This is a genomic window from Acinetobacter sp. ACNIH3 (assembly GCF_002918965.1).
Lineage (GTDB): Bacteria > Pseudomonadota > Gammaproteobacteria > Pseudomonadales > Moraxellaceae > Acinetobacter > Acinetobacter schindleri.
Genome location: NZ_PQLP01000002.1, coordinates 1 through 16,276 on the forward strand (window position 1 = coordinate 1; position 16,276 = coordinate 16,276).

The following is a 16,276-nucleotide window of genomic DNA, read 5'->3' on the forward strand; positions in this document are numbered from 1 at the left end:
TTGTGCTGGCGACCATAGCAAGAGTGAACCACCTGATCCCTTCCCGAACTCAGAAGTGAAACCTCTTAGCGCTGATGGTAGTGTGGGGTTTCCCATGTGAGAGTAAGTCATCGCCAGCTCATTATTCCTAAAAAGCCCTCTGCTAATACAGGGGGCTTTTTTTATGCTTGAGATTTAATCGATTGATCACTTGCTGTAAACTGCTGACCAACAGCTCTATCAGGTGAAAATCTAATATAATTCAGCCTGTAGCAAGGGATGGTTTCAATATAGTTAGGACTTATCGGCGCAAGCTAGGATTATTTTCGTTTACGATTGTTAACCTTTTTATGCTTTTAGTGAGCGTTTGAGATGCTAAATTGTAAGTTATTCGTTTTAATAAGTATGTAGAATAACAATGAAACAGGTTCATCTCGCAGCAATGTTGTGTTTAGGCTTTATCCCTTATAGCCTGACTGCCTGTCATGCACAGAACAAGACGTCACAGGAACTCAATAAGAGTCCGGAAGCGGCAAACTCTACTTCCGAAACTGTAACTGCACCTTCTTCCACTCAAGTACAGCAAGCCTATAAGGTCAATAATATTGCCGAGTTTAATGAACCATGGGCGATAGCACCTTTAAAGGATGGTCGGCTACTGCTTACCGAGCGTAAAGGCAGACTGTACTTATTCGATCCAGAAACCAAGAAAAAGACTGAAATTAAAGGCACCCCGAAAGTGGCTTATGGCGGTCAGGGCGGCTTGGGAGATGTCGCATTACATCCTGATTTCGCCAATAACCCATGGATCTATCTGAGCTATGCTGAACAGGGTCAAGGCGGTTACGGCGCAGTAGTGATTCGTGGCAAGCTGGATTTGAAACAAGGTGCACCACAACTCACCCAGATCGAAAAAATCTGGACACAAGTACCTAAGTTTTCTTCAGGGCAGGGTCATTATGGACACCGGATAGTGTTTGGCTCAGATGGCAAGCTCTGGATCAGCTCGGGTGAACGTCAACAGTTTGATCCTGCACAAGATATGAAGTCTAATGCCGGTAAAATTATTCGCCTGAACGATGATGGCTCGATCCCTGCCGATAATCCCTTTATGAATCAGGGTGAAATTGCCCAGCAGGTTTGGAGTCTTGGACACCGTAATCCTCTGGGAATGGCGTTTGATCCCAAAGGGCAGCTCTGGATCATTGAAATGGGACCGAAGGGCGGCGATGAACTGAACAAGATTATCAAGGCTAAAAATTATGGCTATCCTTTAGTATCAAATGGTGATCATTATGATGGAAAGCCAATTCCTGACCACAGTACCCGACCTGAATTTGAAGCACCTGTACTGGACTGGACGCCGGTAATCTCTCCATCTGACCTGAACTTCTATACCGGAAAAATGTTCCCGCAATGGCAAAATAAAGCGATAGCCACAGGTCTTTCTTCCAAGGCAATTATTATTATAGATACAATGCAGCAACCTGCCAAAGAAGTTCAACGGCTGGATATGAAAGCACGGATTCGTGGCGCAGTACAGGCTCAGGATGGGGGCATCTGGGTGATTGAAGATGGTCCTCAGGCACGTTTGTTAAAGCTCACAGCGCTTTAAGTCATAATTTTTATATAGATAGGAGGATGCTTAGGAATCCTCTTTTCGTTTAAGGATAAAAATATGCTTCTTATGAAGGTATAAAAGAAAAAGCCCTGACATCCTGTCAGGGCTTTTCCAGATTCATTTATCAAGGTATAACTCCTGTCATACCGATCAGCTTCCTGCTGCATTTATTGTTTTTTATTCTTCAAGACATCCTGTCCTGTATGTCTTAACTATAAGAGGAATTATGGATTTGGTATAGCGTCAACCCTCCCCAATACTTGTGCGCCATAGCGTACAGTGATGCTGAAATTTGCAGCAGGATAGCGAGAAGTACTTAAGCTTATAGACAACCCATAAAGTAAAAGGCCTCGACATCCTGTCGAGGCCTTTTGGATTTGTTATGAAGATCTGACTCATGTCACATCTGGCAACTTCCTGTTGTAATGCGCTTTTTCTTATTCTTGTATCGCTATTGGACATCCTGTCCGGTGATGACTTAAATATAGCGTGTATATTTGTAGGCAAATAGCAGTAATTTCTGCTTGGCTTGTAAGCTAAAACGGACGTGGCTGTCCGCGGCAACTTACGCACTGACATACTGAATCAGCTTGTCTACCACGCCTCGCAGGGTTTTATTATCGAATTCATTCCCTTCAAAGGTATAGTCTTTAGCACGACTAAAGATATCACGAATTTCGATTACCGCATTGGTATCCACTAAACCAAGCTGTGTACCGACCTGACGGATCTGATCGATAGAGCGCGAGCCGTTGGTCGCACCGTAGCCGACATAAGCCGCCGGTTTGCCTTGCCATTCCTTACCTAGATAATCCAGGGCATTTTTCAGGGCTGGACTGTAGCCATGGTTATATTCCGGGCTGATAAAAATAATGGCATCTGCAAGTGCAATAAAATCAGCCCATTCCTGCTGTTTAGGCTGGTCATAAATACCGGTGAGTGGAGGATGTGCGCCAGCAAACATCGGCAGGTCCCATTCTTTCAGATCGACAATTTCAGCTTCCACTGTACTGAAGTGATAGGTTTTAATTTGTTTAAAGATCCAGTCAGCTACTTTGATCGCTACACGTCCTTCGCGAATACTGCCTACAATGATGTAAATCTTCATCTTATTATCCTGTCATTGCTTCACTCAATTTAAATTAATCAAAATAAGCAAGGATGAATAGGCATGATTTGTATCTTGGTATTTGCATTATAAAAAAAGCGCCCAAAGGCGCTTTGTCGTGAAATGATGCTTACATCAATTTCACACCTTGTTGACCGGCTGGGGTTACTCTAAAGATTTCTACTTCAAAAGTAATATTCTTGCCAGCTAGCGGGTGGTTGAAATCCACTTCAGTGATGTCATCACCGACGGTTTTCACCACGCCATACAGGCTTTGTTTCGCTTTGTCTTCAAACTCGATCATATGACCTTCAATTGGACGTTCGCCAAATTTCACAGTATCAAATTTTTGTACGTTTTCAGGATTCCATGGACCGAAAGCATCTTCAGGAGGAAGACTTACGGTACGACGGTCACCGGCGCGTAAACCGAACAGTGCTTTTTCAAAGCCTGGTAGCAAGCTGCCATCGCCCATCACCAGACTTACCGGCTCAGTACGACTGCGGGTATTGTCAATTTCAACACCATTTTCAATGGCTACTGAGAAATGAAGCTCAACCTTAGAGCCAGCTTCAATACGAGTTTCCTCGTTAGGATTAATAAAATCAGTCATGTTATTTCGCCTGCTGTTGGTTGCGTTTTCCTTCTAAGAAGAAGGTGTCAATCAGCATTAAAATAGTACCTAACGTAATGGCACTGTCTGCAAGGTTAAAGGCAGGGAAGTGGCTATTCTGATAATAAACATGAATAAAATCGACTACATAGCCGAGAGAAACACGGTCAATCAGGTTGCCGATGGCACCGCCCAGAATCAGGGCAACGGCCAAAGGTAAAACTTTCATGTTCTTTGGCATACGCATCAGCCAGAACACGAAAATCACAGACACTACTCCTGCCAGCGAAGTAAAGAAATAACGTTGCCATCCACCGGCATCGGACAGAAAACTAAAGGCTGCGCCATAGTTATGCAGTAATGTCCAATTTAAAAAGGGCAGGACGGGTACTGGATCTGCGTAATTCAGACTAGTGGTCGCAATCCATTTGGTCCATTGATCCAGAATAATTGAAATAATAGTCAGACCTAACCACCACAAGTTGTGAGGATAGAACTGGAATAAGCCCTTTTTTTCTTGTGGATTAGGCATATTTTCTCTCTTCGCCTTGGCCTGTCGGCAGGTTGATGATACAGCGGCCACACAAGCCTGGGTGTGATGCATGTGTGTTTACATCAGGAAGTACATGCCAGCAACGTACACATTTCTCACCGTCTGCGGCAGAAACTTTCACATTCAGACCTTCCAGATCAGATGCTTCACCTTGGGCAGCCTTAAAGTCATTCACGATCACTTGAGAGGTAATCAGTACAAAACGCAGTTCATCACCCAGTTTGTCCAATACTGCTTTCAGCTCGTTCGACGCCCAAAGTTCAACTTTGGCAGACAGGTTCGAACCCACTGTTTTTTCAGTACGCGCCGCTTCAATAAACTTGTTCACTGCAGATTTTACCGAAATCAGCGTTTGCCATTCAGCTTCAGTCACCAAGTTTGCAGTAGATGCAGCTGGAATATCATACCATTCAGCAGTGAACACATATTTCTCTGACTGCTCAGGAATCAGTGGCCAAGCTTCTTGTGCAGTAAAGCTCAAGATCGGTGCCATCCAGCGTACGAATGCCTGTACCAGATGATACAGTGCAGTTTGTGCAGAGTGACGTGCCTGAGAATCGGCTTTGGTAGTGTATTGGCGGTCTTTGATGATGTCGAGGTAGAAACCACCCAGGTCATTGATACAGAAATTGGTTAAGGCATTGGTTACGATATGGAAGTTCATATCTTCATAAGCTTGCTGAACGGTTTTCTGTACTTCAGCTGCACGTTGCAGGATGTATTGATCAAGCGCGATCAATTGATCTACAGGAAGCGCATCAGTTGATGGTTTGAAACCATTTAAGTTGGCAAGTAAGAAACGCAGTGTGTTACGGATACGACGGTAACCATCTGATGCACGGCTAAATATTTCTTTACCCGCAGTCATTTCATAGCGGTAGTCCGCCGATGCGATCCAGAAGCGTAAACCGTCTGCACCCATATCTTTAATGATGTCTTGTGGGGTAATGATGTTACCCAACGATTTCGACATCTTGCGGCCTTTTTCGTCCACCACGAAACCATGCGTCAGCAAGCCTTTATATGGCGCACGTTCGTTGATGGCAATCGAGGTTAATAACGACGACTGGAACCAGCCACGGTGTTGGTCTGAACCTTCAAGGTAAAGATCCGCAGGATCTTGCAGTTCTTCACGTTCACGTAATACAGCGTAGTGCGTTGTACCCGAGTCGAACCATACGTCTAGCGTGTCACGTACCGCATTGTACTGTTCAGCATCATCACCGATGAACTCGCGTGCATCACGGTTGTACCAGCCATCAATACCTTCCTGTTCAATCAGTTTAGCGACTTCTTCGATCAGTTCAGGCGTACGAGGATGTAGCTCATTGGTATCTTTATGTACGAAGAACGGAATTGGCACACCCCAAGTCCGTTGACGAGAGATACACCAGTCTGGACGGCCTTCAATCATCGCCTGGATACGGTTTTTACCCCAGTCCGGCACAAAGCTGATCTCGTTTTCGATCGCATTCAATGCGCCTTGACGTAAGCCTTTGGTATCCATGCTGATGAACCATTGTGGTGTCGCACGGAAGATAATTGGGGTTTTATGACGCCAGCAGTGCGGGTAGCTGTGTTTGATTGGGTGATGTGCCCAAAGCTTGTTGGCCTCTGCCAACGCAGCAATAATTTGTGGATTGGCTTTGTAGATATGCTCGCCAGCAAACAGTGGAGACGTTGGTAAGTAAACACCGTTACCACCCACTGGATTTTCTACTTTCAGGTTGTACAGCAAGCCAACTTTATAGTCGTCCACACCATGGCCAGGCGCCGTATGTACTGCACCGGTACCACTGGTGGCAATCACGTGTTCGCCCAAGATTACAGGCACTTGACGATCGTTAATCAGTGGATGTTGCAGAACCAGGTGCTCAAGTTTGCTACCGGCAAAATCAGCAATGACTTCAACAGTGGTAAAACCGTAGCGTTCAGTTGCCGACTCCACCAGATCTTTCGCCAGGATAAAGTTTTGTGGTTCTTTTTCTTCGCCGCGTGCTTTCACCAGTTGATATTCAATTTCAGCATGCAGGGCAACGGCCTGGTTCGCAGGAAGCGTCCAAGGCGTTGTGGTCCAGATCACGATATCAGTACGGTCAGCGACTTCTACACCTAAACGTGCAGACAGGTCAGCCAAATCGACTACAGTGAAACCGACGTCAATCGCATCGGATTTTTTATCTTCATATTCAACTTCTGCTTCAGCCAGAGATGAACCACAGTCCAGACACCAGTTGACCGGTTTCAGACCTGGTTCGATATGACCAGCTTTTGCGATTGCACCTAATGAGCGAACAATATCCGCTTCCTGTTTGAAGTTCATTGTCAGGTAAGGATTGTCCCAATCACCGAACACGCCCATACGCACGAAGTCTTTCTTCTGTAATTCAACTTGTGTATATGCATATTCGCGGCAAGCTTTACGGAAAGTCGAAGCATCAACTTTTACGCCCACTTTACCGACTTTTTCTTCGACTTTCAGTTCGATTGGAAGACCGTGACAGTCCCAGCCCGGTACATATGGGGCATCAAAGCCATCCATGACACGGCTTTTAATAATGATGTCTTTTAAGACTTTATTGACTGCATGACCCAAATGGATTTGGCCGTTTGCGTACGGAGGGCCGTCATGAAGTACATATTTTTTCTTGCCAATACGCGACGCACGAATCTGCTGATAAATGTTGTCGGCATACCACTCTTCTAACCATTTCGCTTCACGTACTGCCAGATTTGCCTTCATTGCAAAGTCAGTACCTGGGAGGTTTAGCGTGGCTTTGTAATCCACTGCATTTTCAGGAGTTTGCTTATCGCTCATGCAAGTTGTCTTCCAATTCAATCTGTCATTTGACAGACACGTTTTACAATAAAAATATGGGGGATTAAAAGGGAAATGTGGGGTGATTTCGACGAAACTCAAGTAGTTTCTCGACATCGTCATCAATTCCGGCTTTTAGGGCTTCAAGCGAAGGATAATTCTTTTCGCCATGCAAATAGTTTAAGAATGTCACCCGCATCAACAGGCCATACAGATTAGCAGAAACATCAGGGAAATGTACTTCTAATCGCCATTCTGGTTGTTCCTGCTGAATGACCGGGCGGGTCCCGACATGTCCGGCGCCAAACAGACCGGTGGGATCATAGCCAGCAATGCCTGTTTTGCTTGCATCACCAGCTCTAGCTTTATCTTTTAAAGATTCGGTTTCACATACCACTTCCACGCCATAAATACCCTGCAAACACGGTCTATGACGGTTTAAGCGCACATTAATAGTCGGGAAATCAATGGTGCGGCCAATCTGGTCACCATACTGTACCCGCCCGGTAATGCTATAAGGGCGCCCCAGGAGTTTGGCAGCCAGGGCAAGATCGCCTGCTTGTAGTGTCTGACGGATACGGGTCGAACTGACACGTTCGCCGTCGAGTTGTACGGTATCCAGATTGGTGACCTGAAAACCATAATTACGCAGGAATTCGCTATTGCCCTGACGGTGTTTGCCGAAGTGGAAATCATCACCCAGCACCAGATGCTCGGCATTCAGTTTATCTTTTAGAATATCGGCAAACTGTTCTGCATTCAGGCTACGGAAACTTTCATCAAATTTCGCCACCGCAATATAGTCCACACCCAGTTCAGTCAGGTATTCCACCTTTTCACGTAAAGATGATATACGGGGTGGGGCCTCATAGCCTTTGAAATATTCCAGCGGCTGCGGTTCAAAGATCATTACCACGCTTTTCAGCTGTTGCTGTTCCGCCACGGCTTTCAGCTGTTTGATCATGACCTGATGACCTAAATGCACACCGTCAAAATTACCAATGGTAACCACCGTTTTAGGTAACTCTGTGCGAGACGATAAGGCATTTAGACGGAGCAGCTTCATGGGCGAATCAGGTGCTTAGAAATTCGAAGAGGCTATATATTGCCATAATCTTTACGTTTCGTCTTGTTGTTGTGTTTTTATGCAATATCTTTTATTTAAAAATCTTCAGCCCAGAACTTAATCGGCTGAATAAAATAAAAATTAATCAATATTTCCTGCTTCCTTAGTTCTCTAATAATCAGAGCTATTTCTATTTTTCTAGCAGTTTAAACAGGTTTATAGCAGACAGGGGAGAGGCCATTTTCTGCTGAGCAGAAATCGATTTTTATTTGCAGTGTTTACCTGTTTATCTTTTAATAGTCCAGTATTTTAAAATTGATATGGAAACCCAATGTCCGAACATGCACTGATTATGGCTTTGCCTAATGAATCCAAAGGCTTATTTGAAGCACAAGGTATTGATGTGCATTATAGCGGTATTGGCTAAGTCAACGCAGCCTTTAAAGCCTTTGAAGTGATTCAGAACACAGGCTGCAAGACTTTATTGAACCTGGGTACGGCAGGCAGTTCGCATTTTGATGCGCATGCCCTGGTCGAAGTCAGCCAGTTTGTGCAACGCGATATGGACGTATCACCACTCGGTTTTAACGTCGGCTTAACCCCGATGGATCAGCATTTCCCGGGAGCAATCGAGCTTGAGCCTTTCTTTGATCATTTGCCCAAGGGTATTTGCGGAACCGGAGATAGCTTCGAAACAGGACAACCGAAAGTGCCCTGCCAACTGGTCGACATGGAAGGCTATGCACTGGCCAAGGTATGCAAGAAACTTGGCGTACGCCTGATTTCTGTAAAATACATTACCGATGGTGCCAATGACACAGCACATCTCGACTGGGAGGAAAACTTATTGTTAGGCGCGCAAAAACTGTTATTTTTATATCAGATGTTAAAATAAGAATAAGGTCAAAGACCGGATCGGCGACCATAATGACTATGGTCGTATGCCAAGCAAAACTTATGCGTTTTGTTCAGGACGTGGTAGTACGCCATAAAGCATCATATGTACAGTGTGCTGAATCACACGCTGCTGCATGCTACGGTTACGCAGCGTTTTGCCGGTCACCATTTCCATCTGTATGGCAAAGTCGGCATAGTTCTGTGTCACTGCCCAGATATTCAGGATCAGCAGTTCAGGGTCAATATCTTTAGAAATCTTGCCCTGTTCCTGCCAGTTACTGATCACCTTGGCTTTACGTTTCACCAGTTTTTTCAGTGGACCTTTCAGGATTTCCAGAATATGTGGTGCCCCCTGGATCACTTCCAAGGCGAACAGGCGAGATGCTTTCGGTTGCGTGCGTGATACTTCAATTTTCTGCATCAGATAATTGGTGATCGCTTCTTCCGGTTCTAGCTCGGCTTCAAGCATTTGCAGTGGTGCCAGCCACTTTTGCAGTACGGTGGTTAACACCTCTACATAGAGAGCTTCTTTATTTTCATAGTAATAGAAAATATTAGATTTATGCATTTCTGCAATTTGTGCGATTTCGTCCAGACTTGCCCCACTAAAGCCATATAGGGAAAAAACGTCTAGAGCGGCACTGAGCAGCTGGTTGCGCTTTTGAGTACTCTTTTTTTGTTCCATCAGCAATATAAAAACAATTAAAAAAGGGAATATTGAATTGTACGGCAAATCATCAGATTTGTGCACAAAGTAGAAGTCTAATTTTTTGAATAATGATGATTTATTCTGTAGATCAACTATGTAATCCTTACAAAACTAGCGAATCCCAGTATAAAAATCAAGCTTTTGAAAATGTTTAAATTATTTTGAAGTCTTTTGTTATTGAGAAATCAGTTTAATTAATGTCAGATTCATGACATTTTATTTTTAAGATGGACTGTAATTTTAATTTTGATGAAATTCTAAGAATTATCTATCCTTCAAAGTGAAAACCCGGATTCTAAATCCGGGTTTTGTTTCTTTTTAGGTTGCCAGTACGGCATTCAGAACTTGCTGTTCCAGTTCAGCAAACTGGATTCCTTTCTGACGTGGACGTGGCAAGTTGACACGGAACTCTTTGGCAATATGACCTTTGTCCAGCAGGATGATGCGATCTGCTAACTGTACGGCTTCACTGACATCATGAGTCACCAGGATTGCAGTAAAGCCCTGTTCAGTCCATAACTTTTCGATCAGGTTCTGCATGTCAAGACGGGTCAGGGCATCCAGGGCACCTAAGGGTTCATCTAGGAGCAGGATACGTGGTTTATGGGATAAAGCACGTGCCAAGGCTGTACGTTGACGCTGACCACCCGACAGTTGCGATGGCCATAGCCCTGCTTTTTCCTTTAAGCCGACTTTCTCCAGCATGCTTGATGCATTGGCATGCTGATCTTTCGGCAAGCCCAATTGCACATTTTGTTCAATGCTCCGCCATGGCAACAAACGCGGATCTTGGAACATCACCCGAATATCGTCCGCAGTAATACCTTCACGAATATGACGTGCTGACTTGAACTTGATTTCGCCGTAGCTCTGTTTTTCCAGATCGGCAATCAGACGCAGCAGGGTACTTTTACCACAACCACTACGACCGACAATTGCCAGGAATTCGCCCGGCTGAATATGCAGGTCCAGATCTTCCAGAACCTTGACCGAGCCATAGAACTTGTGCAGCTGTTCAATAATAATTTCGGCACCGATGACTGCATGGGGATCAATATCTGCCGCAGCATAGTCTTGTGGTGCAGTTTGGTCATTGGCGAGACGCCCTAAGCTGAGATCAGTCATCACATGCTCCTCCATATTATTCATTTATTTTTGATAGCCAGCATGCCAGCGCAGCAGGAAACGTTCCAAGGCAACCGCCAGAACATCCGCCAGTTTGCCAAGTAAGGCATACAGTAAAATACCGACCAGTACCACATCGGTTTGCAGGAATTCACGCGCATTCATGGTCATATAACCAATCCCGGACTGTGCAGAAATGGTTTCAGCCACAATCAGCAGTACCCACACTAAACCTAACGAGAAACGTAAACCCACCAGAATCGAAGGCATTGCGCCCGGTAAAATAATTTCTTTATACAGTTGCCAACGGGTGAGGCCATAGCTTTTACCCATTTCGATCAGCTGCGGATCGACTGAGCGAATACCATGATAGGTATTGATATAGATCGGGAAGAACACGCCGATGGCGACCAGAAACAGCTTGGCTGATTCATCGATGCCGAACCATAAAATCACCAGTGGAATTAAGGCCAGGGCAGGGATATTCCGGATCATCTGTAAAGTGGTATCGAGCAGGGTAGAGGCAGCTTTGGATGAACCATTGAGTAAACCTAGAAGCAGCCCCAAACCCCCACCCACCAGTAAACCACTCAGGGCACGGCCAGCACTGACTTTTACATGGGTCCAGAGTTCACCACTCATCAGCAGAGCCCAGAATGCGGCGATGACTGCACTCGGTGCAGGCAAAATTCGGCTTTCCAGCAGGCCGGTACTTGACGCGATCTGCCAGATCAAAATTAATCCAATGGGAACTAACCAGGGCAGCAAACGCTGCCTGAGTTGTGTTCCACGTGAAACCTTCTTTTCTGCAATGGTTTCAACAGAAACGACTTTCGACATTAAGCTGGCTCCTGAACACTCGCAGCCTTCTTGTTCTCATCTGGCGTGTAGTTATTTGCCACAATTTCACCGAATGGACCTGTCAGGTTTGGCTGAGTCAATTTTTTCTGGGTTTCAAGTGGTAAGAGTGGAAATACCAGTTCAGCAAAACGGATCGACTCCTCCAGATGTGGGTAGCCTGAGAAGATAAAGGTATCGATACCCAAGGCAGCATATTCCTGAATACGTGCTGCGATAGTTTTAGGGTCACCTACCAGTGCTGTACCTGCGCCACCACGTACCAGACCGACACCTGCCCAAAGGTTTGGAGAGACTTCAAGTTTGCTACGGTCGCCATTATGCAGTTCAGCCATACGACGCTGACCGACTGAATCCATTTGCTTGAATTTTGCCTGAGCTGCCGCAATAGTTGCATCATCCACATACTGGATCAGCTCTTCTGCGGCCTTCCATGCTTCTTCATTGGTTTCACGAACAATCACATGTAAACGGATACCGTAGCTAAGCTTACGGCCTTTCGCTTCAGCTTTGGCACGGACATTTTCAATCTTTTCTTTGACTGCTGCAGGTGGTTCACCCCAAGTCAGGTAAGTGTCAACCTGATCTGTTGCAAGTTCAATCGCAGCATCTGAAGAACCGCCGAACCACAGTGGAGGATGGGGCTCTTGAACGGGTGGATAGAGCAATTTTGCATCGTCTACACTTAAGTGTTCACCGTGGAAAGTGAAGCTCTCACCCGTGTGAGAGCGTTTCAGGATTTCACGCCAGATCGTCGTGTATTCAGTTGCAGTCTTGTAGCGGGTTTCGTGATCTTCATACACGCCATCGCCTTTTAGTTCCTGCTCATCACCACCAGTGACCAGATTTAGCAAGACACGGCCACCAGATAAACGGTCAAAGGTTGATGCCATACGTGCAGCCAGTGCAGGAGTCGTTACACCCGGACGTAGCGCAACCAGGAATTTCAATTTCTTGGTCGCGTCAATCAGGCTGGCTGCGGTTAACCATGGATCTTCACATGAACGGCCTGTTGGAATCAGTACACCTTCATAGCCCAGGTTATCGACCGCAACTGCAATCTGTTTCATGTAAGCATGATCGACCTGGCGTGCACCTTTGCTGGTACCTAGGTAGCGGCTGTCACCATGTGTCGGAATAAACCAGAAAATTTTCATGTCTTTGATCCTTGAATTATTTGCCTGCCCAAACGGCTTGCTGAATATTGATAGATTTTGGAATGATCTTGAGTTCACTAAAACGGTTCGCGAGTTCTTGCTGGTCGGCAATCACTTTCTTGGTGAGCGGTGCAGCACCAGATGGATTAGGACGACGCTGGATAAAGGTCTGGCTGACAATTGGTGTTAAGCCAGTACTTTGCGCAAAGATTTTTGCAGTTTCAGCTTTATGACGCTGTACCCATTTATCTGCAACATTGACCTGTTTGATAATTCCTTTTAATGCTTGCGGGTGTTTTTTAATTAAATTTTCTGAAGCCAGATAGAAGGTATAATTGGGGCTTAAGCCTTTCCCTGAAGCTAAGACTCTGGCTTTATCTTCTACTTGCGCTGCAGCATAGTACGGGTCCCAAATTGCCCAGGCATCAATCGCACCTTTCTGGAAAGCTGCGCGTGCATCCGCAGGGCTTAACCAGATTGGCTGGATATCGGTCCATTGCAAACCTGCCTTACGTACTGCCTGGACCAGTAAATAATGCGAGCTGGAACCGCGATGAACGCCGACACGCTTACCTTTGAGCTGGCTCAGTTTAGTAATTTTGGAATTGTGTTGTACCAGAATGGCAGAAGAGAGCGGTTTTGCAGTTTCATAAGCAAAATAATGCAATGGTTTATTACCAGCTTGAGCATAGACGGGAGGAGTGTCTCCAGTCGCACCGATATCAATAGAGCCTACAGCTAATGCTTCTAAAATTTGTGGTCCGCCTGGAAATTCGTTCCAGCTGATTTTTGCATTTGGAAATTCCTGTTCAAGCAGCTTTTGCTGTTGTGCAATGACCAAGTTTACCGAAGCTTTTTGGTAGCCTACACGAAGCTGTTTCACTGACGGATCAACTGCCCAAGCGGCACTTGAACCCAACATCGCACAAGCAACTAATGCGGCATTCATAGCATGACTGGAGGTCTTGAACCATGTGATTGCTTTGTTGTGTCGCTGATGTTGAGTCATTATTAGATCCCCTGATATTTTCCTATGATTTATTTGGTTAAAATTGCTGATTGAATATTCAGTTTTGCTGGAATCAGTTGCTGGCCATAGAAGGCATCAGCGACCTGCTGCTGTTTTTGCGCCACTTCTGGTGTGAGCGGTTTTACCCCAAAGCCCATACGTGAAATTGAAGTTTTCAATACGTCGAATGCCAGGCCTGTTGGTTTTTCTAGAAGTTTCGCTGCCTCATCTTGATGGCTAGATACCCATTCAGTAGTCAGGTTCAGCTCATTCACTACCGCATCAATGATCTGTGGATTTGCTTCAGCGAACTTACGATCAGCCAGATAGAACTGATGATTGCTCACGATATTCTCACCAGTTGCAATCACACGTGCACCAATCTGATGTTCTGCTGCCGCAAAGAACGGATCCCAGATCACCCAGGCATCAACCGCTCCACGCTCAAAAGCGGCACGTGCATCAGAAGGTGGCAGGTACACCACTTCAATATCGCTGAGTTTCAGATTATTGGCTTCAAGGACTTTTAATAGTAAATAATGAACATTTGAGCCTTTGTTGAGTACAATACGTTTGCCTTTCAGGTCCTGGACGGACTGAATATTTGAGTCTTTTTGTACAATCAGAGCTTCAGCCTTAGGTGCTTCAGGCTGGTTTGCGACATACACCAGATTTGAGTTGGCTGCCTGAGCAAAGATTGGCGGTGCTTCACCGGCTTCACCAAAAGACACACTGCCTACATTCAGACCTTCAAGTAGTTGTGGACCTGCCGGGAATTCCACCCATTTCACATTTACGCCTTGTTGTTTTAATACAGTTTCCAACGTGCCGCGTTCTTTCAAGATTGGAAGGACGCCATATTTTTGGAAACCGATATTCAGCGTTACACTTTCTTCTTTTTTAGAGCAGCCAGAGAGCAACATCACGCCAGCAATAGCAGTACTCAGGGCTGCTGTTTTTGCAATGAATTTAACCGTAGATTGGCGCATGAATATAAACTCCTGACAAAAAGCCAATTAGATTGAATAGACAAGTTAGGCATACGCTAATCGTTTTTTATTTTCCAAAAAAATAACAATTCGGGAATTTCTAATGAGAAAAAAAGATAAATAAAAAAGCGCAAAACTTATGTAGAAAAGTGATTTGGAATCTTTATGGAATTTTATTTTTATACAATTTAAGCTATTGAAATATATATTTAATTTTTTAATAAAATATAAAGATATGGATATGAAAATCCATGCAAAGCTTTTTAAGTTAAATATTTGAGAAATCTACATATCTTTAGCAAAAAATAAGATATATAAACAAATAAAAAGTCACATTAAAGTGACTTTTTACAAACCAGGGAATTACGCTGATAGTTATATAGCGCCTGACGGGCATCGGGCAGATCATCGACAGAGGACTGTTCAAAACCCTGTTCCAGGAACCAATGTGCAGTGCGGGTGGTTAGAATAAACAGTTGCTGAATACCCATGCTCCGGGCTTTATCTTCCAGATAATTCAGAATCTGGCTGCCGCGGTTGGACTTGCGATAACTTGGATCGACAGCGACACAGGCAATTTCAGCAGAACGCAGCTCATTGCCTGTGGTTGGTATCGGATATAACGCGGCACAGGCCAGAATCATGCCGTCACGTTCAATGACTGCGAACTGTTCAATTTCATTTTCCAGACGTTCGCGTGAGCGATACACCAGAATGCCTTCTTCTTCCAAAGGCCGTAGCAGGTTAATCAGACCGCCAACATCCTGAATGGTAGCCATACGTACATCCTCATAATGAGCATCGGTAATCAGAGTACCTGAACCATCTCGGGTGAAGAGTTCTTCCAGCAGCGCACCATCATGAGCATAGGAAATCAGATGCACACGGTTGACGCCATTCATCGAGGCTTCCTGTGCAGCGCGAAGTTGCAAGCTTAGTTCGGATGGCAGGTCTTGAGCATCCTGCATTATATAAGCATCCAGCTGACTTGGCTGCACTTCACGTTGCAATTGTCCATCCGTATTCAGCAGGCCATGCTGTTTACCCAGGAAAATCAGCTTGTCTGCCTTGATACGAATCGCAGTTTTGGTCGCAACTTCCTCCGCCAGCAGGTTGAACACTTCGCCAGTGGTGGAATAACCGGTTGGTCCAAGCACCACAATGTTATGACTGTCAAGATGACGCTGAATCGCATTGGTATCTACGGTACGGACTTCACCAGTTAACTGGAAATCAATACCGTCACGAATCCCGTAAGGCTTGGCAGTAACAAAATTACCGGATACGACATCTATACGGGCGCCATACATGGGTGAGTTGGCCAGTCCCATTGAGAGCAAGGCTTCAATCTGCAGGCGGATTGAACCCACAGCATTCATGACACAGCTCAACGATTCACGGGTTGTGATTCGGCGCTGACGATGAAAAGGCGTGATGATCTGACTTGCTGCCAGATTCAGGTTGATCTGTGGACGCGCACCATGCACCAGAATCAGATGAATTCCGAGAGAATGCAGCAGGGCAATATCGTGAATAATATGCTGGAAATTGTCATGCAGCACCGCCTCGCCATCAAACATGATCACGAAGGTCTTGTTACGGTGCGCATTAATATAGGGCGCAGAATGGCGAAACCAATGCACATATTGCAAAGTTGTGCTTTGAGACGGTTCTGCTGGGTTCATGCACTGGCCTATATTAGAAAATAATACTTAATTGAATTTGATTCTAAAAAAACCCGGGAACGAAGTACAGCAATAAAAAAACACCTGAA

General features: G+C 45.2%; 13 protein-coding genes, 1 rRNA gene and 1 pseudogene. 3 read left to right on the forward strand and 12 right to left on the reverse strand.

Translation table 11 applies throughout. The features are described from left to right. The first annotated feature begins 4 nt into the window (after nt 1-4). Nucleotides 5-119, forward strand: a 5S ribosomal RNA gene (rrf, locus tag C3420_RS01415). Nucleotides 120-397: 278 nt separating this feature from the next. Next, the gene (locus C3420_RS01420; RefSeq protein ID WP_103799803.1) at nt 398-1,594 is read left to right on the forward strand and encodes a PQQ-dependent sugar dehydrogenase; all 1,197 of its coding nucleotides are present in this window, start codon (nt 398-400) and stop codon (nt 1,592-1,594) included. A gap of 571 nt (nt 1,595-2,165) precedes the next feature. Here the strand turns inward: C3420_RS01420 and C3420_RS01425 are convergent. The 5 genes from C3420_RS01425 to ribF form a co-directional block, all read right to left on the reverse strand. Then, nucleotides 2,166-2,708, reverse strand: coding sequence for an NADPH-dependent FMN reductase (locus tag C3420_RS01425; RefSeq protein WP_048882116.1), 543 nt, complete (start codon nt 2,706-2,708; stop codon nt 2,166-2,168). A 130-nt stretch (nt 2,709-2,838) separates the two neighbouring features. Continuing rightward, on the reverse strand, nt 2,839-3,321 hold the full coding sequence (locus C3420_RS01430) for an FKBP-type peptidyl-prolyl cis-trans isomerase (protein WP_103799802.1): 483 nt from the start codon (nt 3,319-3,321) through the stop codon (nt 2,839-2,841). A gap of 1 nt (nt 3,322) precedes the next feature. Continuing rightward, nucleotides 3,323-3,853: a signal peptidase II gene (gene lspA, locus C3420_RS01435; protein ID WP_008305917.1), complete on the reverse strand. Its 531-nt coding sequence runs from the start codon at nt 3,851-3,853 to the stop codon at nt 3,323-3,325. Then, a complete protein-coding gene (gene ileS / locus C3420_RS01440) occupies nt 3,846-6,692 on the reverse strand; it encodes an isoleucine--tRNA ligase (protein WP_103799801.1) in 2,847 nt (948 codons plus the stop codon). Before ileS ends, lspA begins: the two co-directional genes overlap by 8 nt. Before the next feature lie 64 nt (nt 6,693-6,756). Continuing rightward, nucleotides 6,757-7,758, reverse strand: coding sequence for a bifunctional riboflavin kinase/FAD synthetase (gene ribF / locus C3420_RS01445; protein WP_103799800.1), 1,002 nt, complete (start codon nt 7,756-7,758; stop codon nt 6,757-6,759). A gap of 331 nt (nt 7,759-8,089) precedes the next feature. Here ribF and C3420_RS01450 point away from each other — a divergent pair. Next, nucleotides 8,090-8,653: pseudogene (locus C3420_RS01450) on the forward strand (5'-nucleosidase). A 60-nt stretch (nt 8,654-8,713) separates the two neighbouring features. On the opposite strand, the gene C3420_RS01455 reads toward C3420_RS01450, so the two are convergent. The 7 genes from C3420_RS01455 to argA all read right to left on the reverse strand — a co-directional run bounded on the left by C3420_RS01455 (nt 8,714) and on the right by argA (nt 16,187). Further along, nucleotides 8,714-9,349 (reverse strand): TetR family transcriptional regulator C-terminal domain-containing protein, encoded by a 636-nt coding sequence (locus C3420_RS01455; protein WP_171058634.1) that lies wholly within the window; start codon nt 9,347-9,349, stop codon nt 8,714-8,716. Between the two features lie 333 nt (nt 9,350-9,682). Next, nucleotides 9,683-10,489: an ABC transporter ATP-binding protein gene (locus C3420_RS01460; RefSeq protein ID WP_008305908.1), complete on the reverse strand. Its 807-nt coding sequence runs from the start codon at nt 10,487-10,489 to the stop codon at nt 9,683-9,685. 24 nt (nt 10,490-10,513) lie between these two features. Further along, the gene (gene ssuC / locus C3420_RS01465) at nt 10,514-11,329 is read right to left on the reverse strand and encodes an aliphatic sulfonate ABC transporter permease SsuC (protein WP_103799799.1); all 816 of its coding nucleotides are present in this window, start codon (nt 11,327-11,329) and stop codon (nt 10,514-10,516) included. Beyond that, nucleotides 11,329-12,504, reverse strand: coding sequence for an FMNH2-dependent alkanesulfonate monooxygenase (gene ssuD / locus C3420_RS01470; RefSeq protein WP_103799798.1), 1,176 nt, complete (start codon nt 12,502-12,504; stop codon nt 11,329-11,331). The genes ssuC and ssuD overlap by 1 nt, the downstream gene beginning before the upstream one ends. A 16-nt stretch (nt 12,505-12,520) precedes the next feature. After that, a complete protein-coding gene (locus C3420_RS01475) occupies nt 12,521-13,513 on the reverse strand; it encodes a sulfonate ABC transporter substrate-binding protein (RefSeq protein WP_004890941.1) in 993 nt (330 codons plus the stop codon). Between the two features lie 29 nt (nt 13,514-13,542). Next, complete coding sequence (locus C3420_RS01480; protein WP_103799797.1) at nt 13,543-14,502, reverse strand: sulfonate ABC transporter substrate-binding protein; 960 nt, start codon at nt 14,500-14,502, stop codon at nt 13,543-13,545. Between the two features lie 335 nt (nt 14,503-14,837). Next, nucleotides 14,838-16,187: an amino-acid N-acetyltransferase gene (argA, locus tag C3420_RS01485; protein WP_103799796.1), complete on the reverse strand. Its 1,350-nt coding sequence runs from the start codon at nt 16,185-16,187 to the stop codon at nt 14,838-14,840. Between the last annotated feature and the right edge of the window lie 89 nt (nt 16,188-16,276).

Coding starts and splice junctions, on each gene's coding strand:
- C3420_RS01420 (WP_103799803.1), top strand. CDS start 398: ATGAAACAGGTTCATCTCGCAGCAATGTTGTGTTTAGGCTTTATCCCT.
- C3420_RS01425 (WP_048882116.1), bottom strand. CDS start 2,708: ATGAAGATTTACATCATTGTAGGCAGTATTCGCGAAGGACGTGTAGCG.
- C3420_RS01430 (WP_103799802.1), bottom strand. CDS start 3,321: ATGACTGATTTTATTAATCCTAACGAGGAAACTCGTATTGAAGCTGGC.
- lspA (WP_008305917.1), bottom strand. CDS start 3,853: ATGCCTAATCCACAAGAAAAAAAGGGCTTATTCCAGTTCTATCCTCAC.
- ileS (WP_103799801.1), bottom strand. CDS start 6,692: ATGAGCGATAAGCAAACTCCTGAAAATGCAGTGGATTACAAAGCCACG.
- ribF (WP_103799800.1), bottom strand. CDS start 7,758: ATGAAGCTGCTCCGTCTAAATGCCTTATCGTCTCGCACAGAGTTACCT.
- C3420_RS01460 (WP_008305908.1), bottom strand. CDS start 10,489: ATGACTGATCTCAGCTTAGGGCGTCTCGCCAATGACCAAACTGCACCA.
- ssuC (WP_103799799.1), bottom strand. CDS start 11,329: ATGTCGAAAGTCGTTTCTGTTGAAACCATTGCAGAAAAGAAGGTTTCA.
- ssuD (WP_103799798.1), bottom strand. CDS start 12,504: ATGAAAATTTTCTGGTTTATTCCGACACATGGTGACAGCCGCTACCTA.
- C3420_RS01475 (WP_004890941.1), bottom strand. CDS start 13,513: ATGACTCAACATCAGCGACACAACAAAGCAATCACATGGTTCAAGACC.
- C3420_RS01480 (WP_103799797.1), bottom strand. CDS start 14,502: ATGCGCCAATCTACGGTTAAATTCATTGCAAAAACAGCAGCCCTGAGT.
- argA (WP_103799796.1), bottom strand. CDS start 16,187: ATGAACCCAGCAGAACCGTCTCAAAGCACAACTTTGCAATATGTGCAT.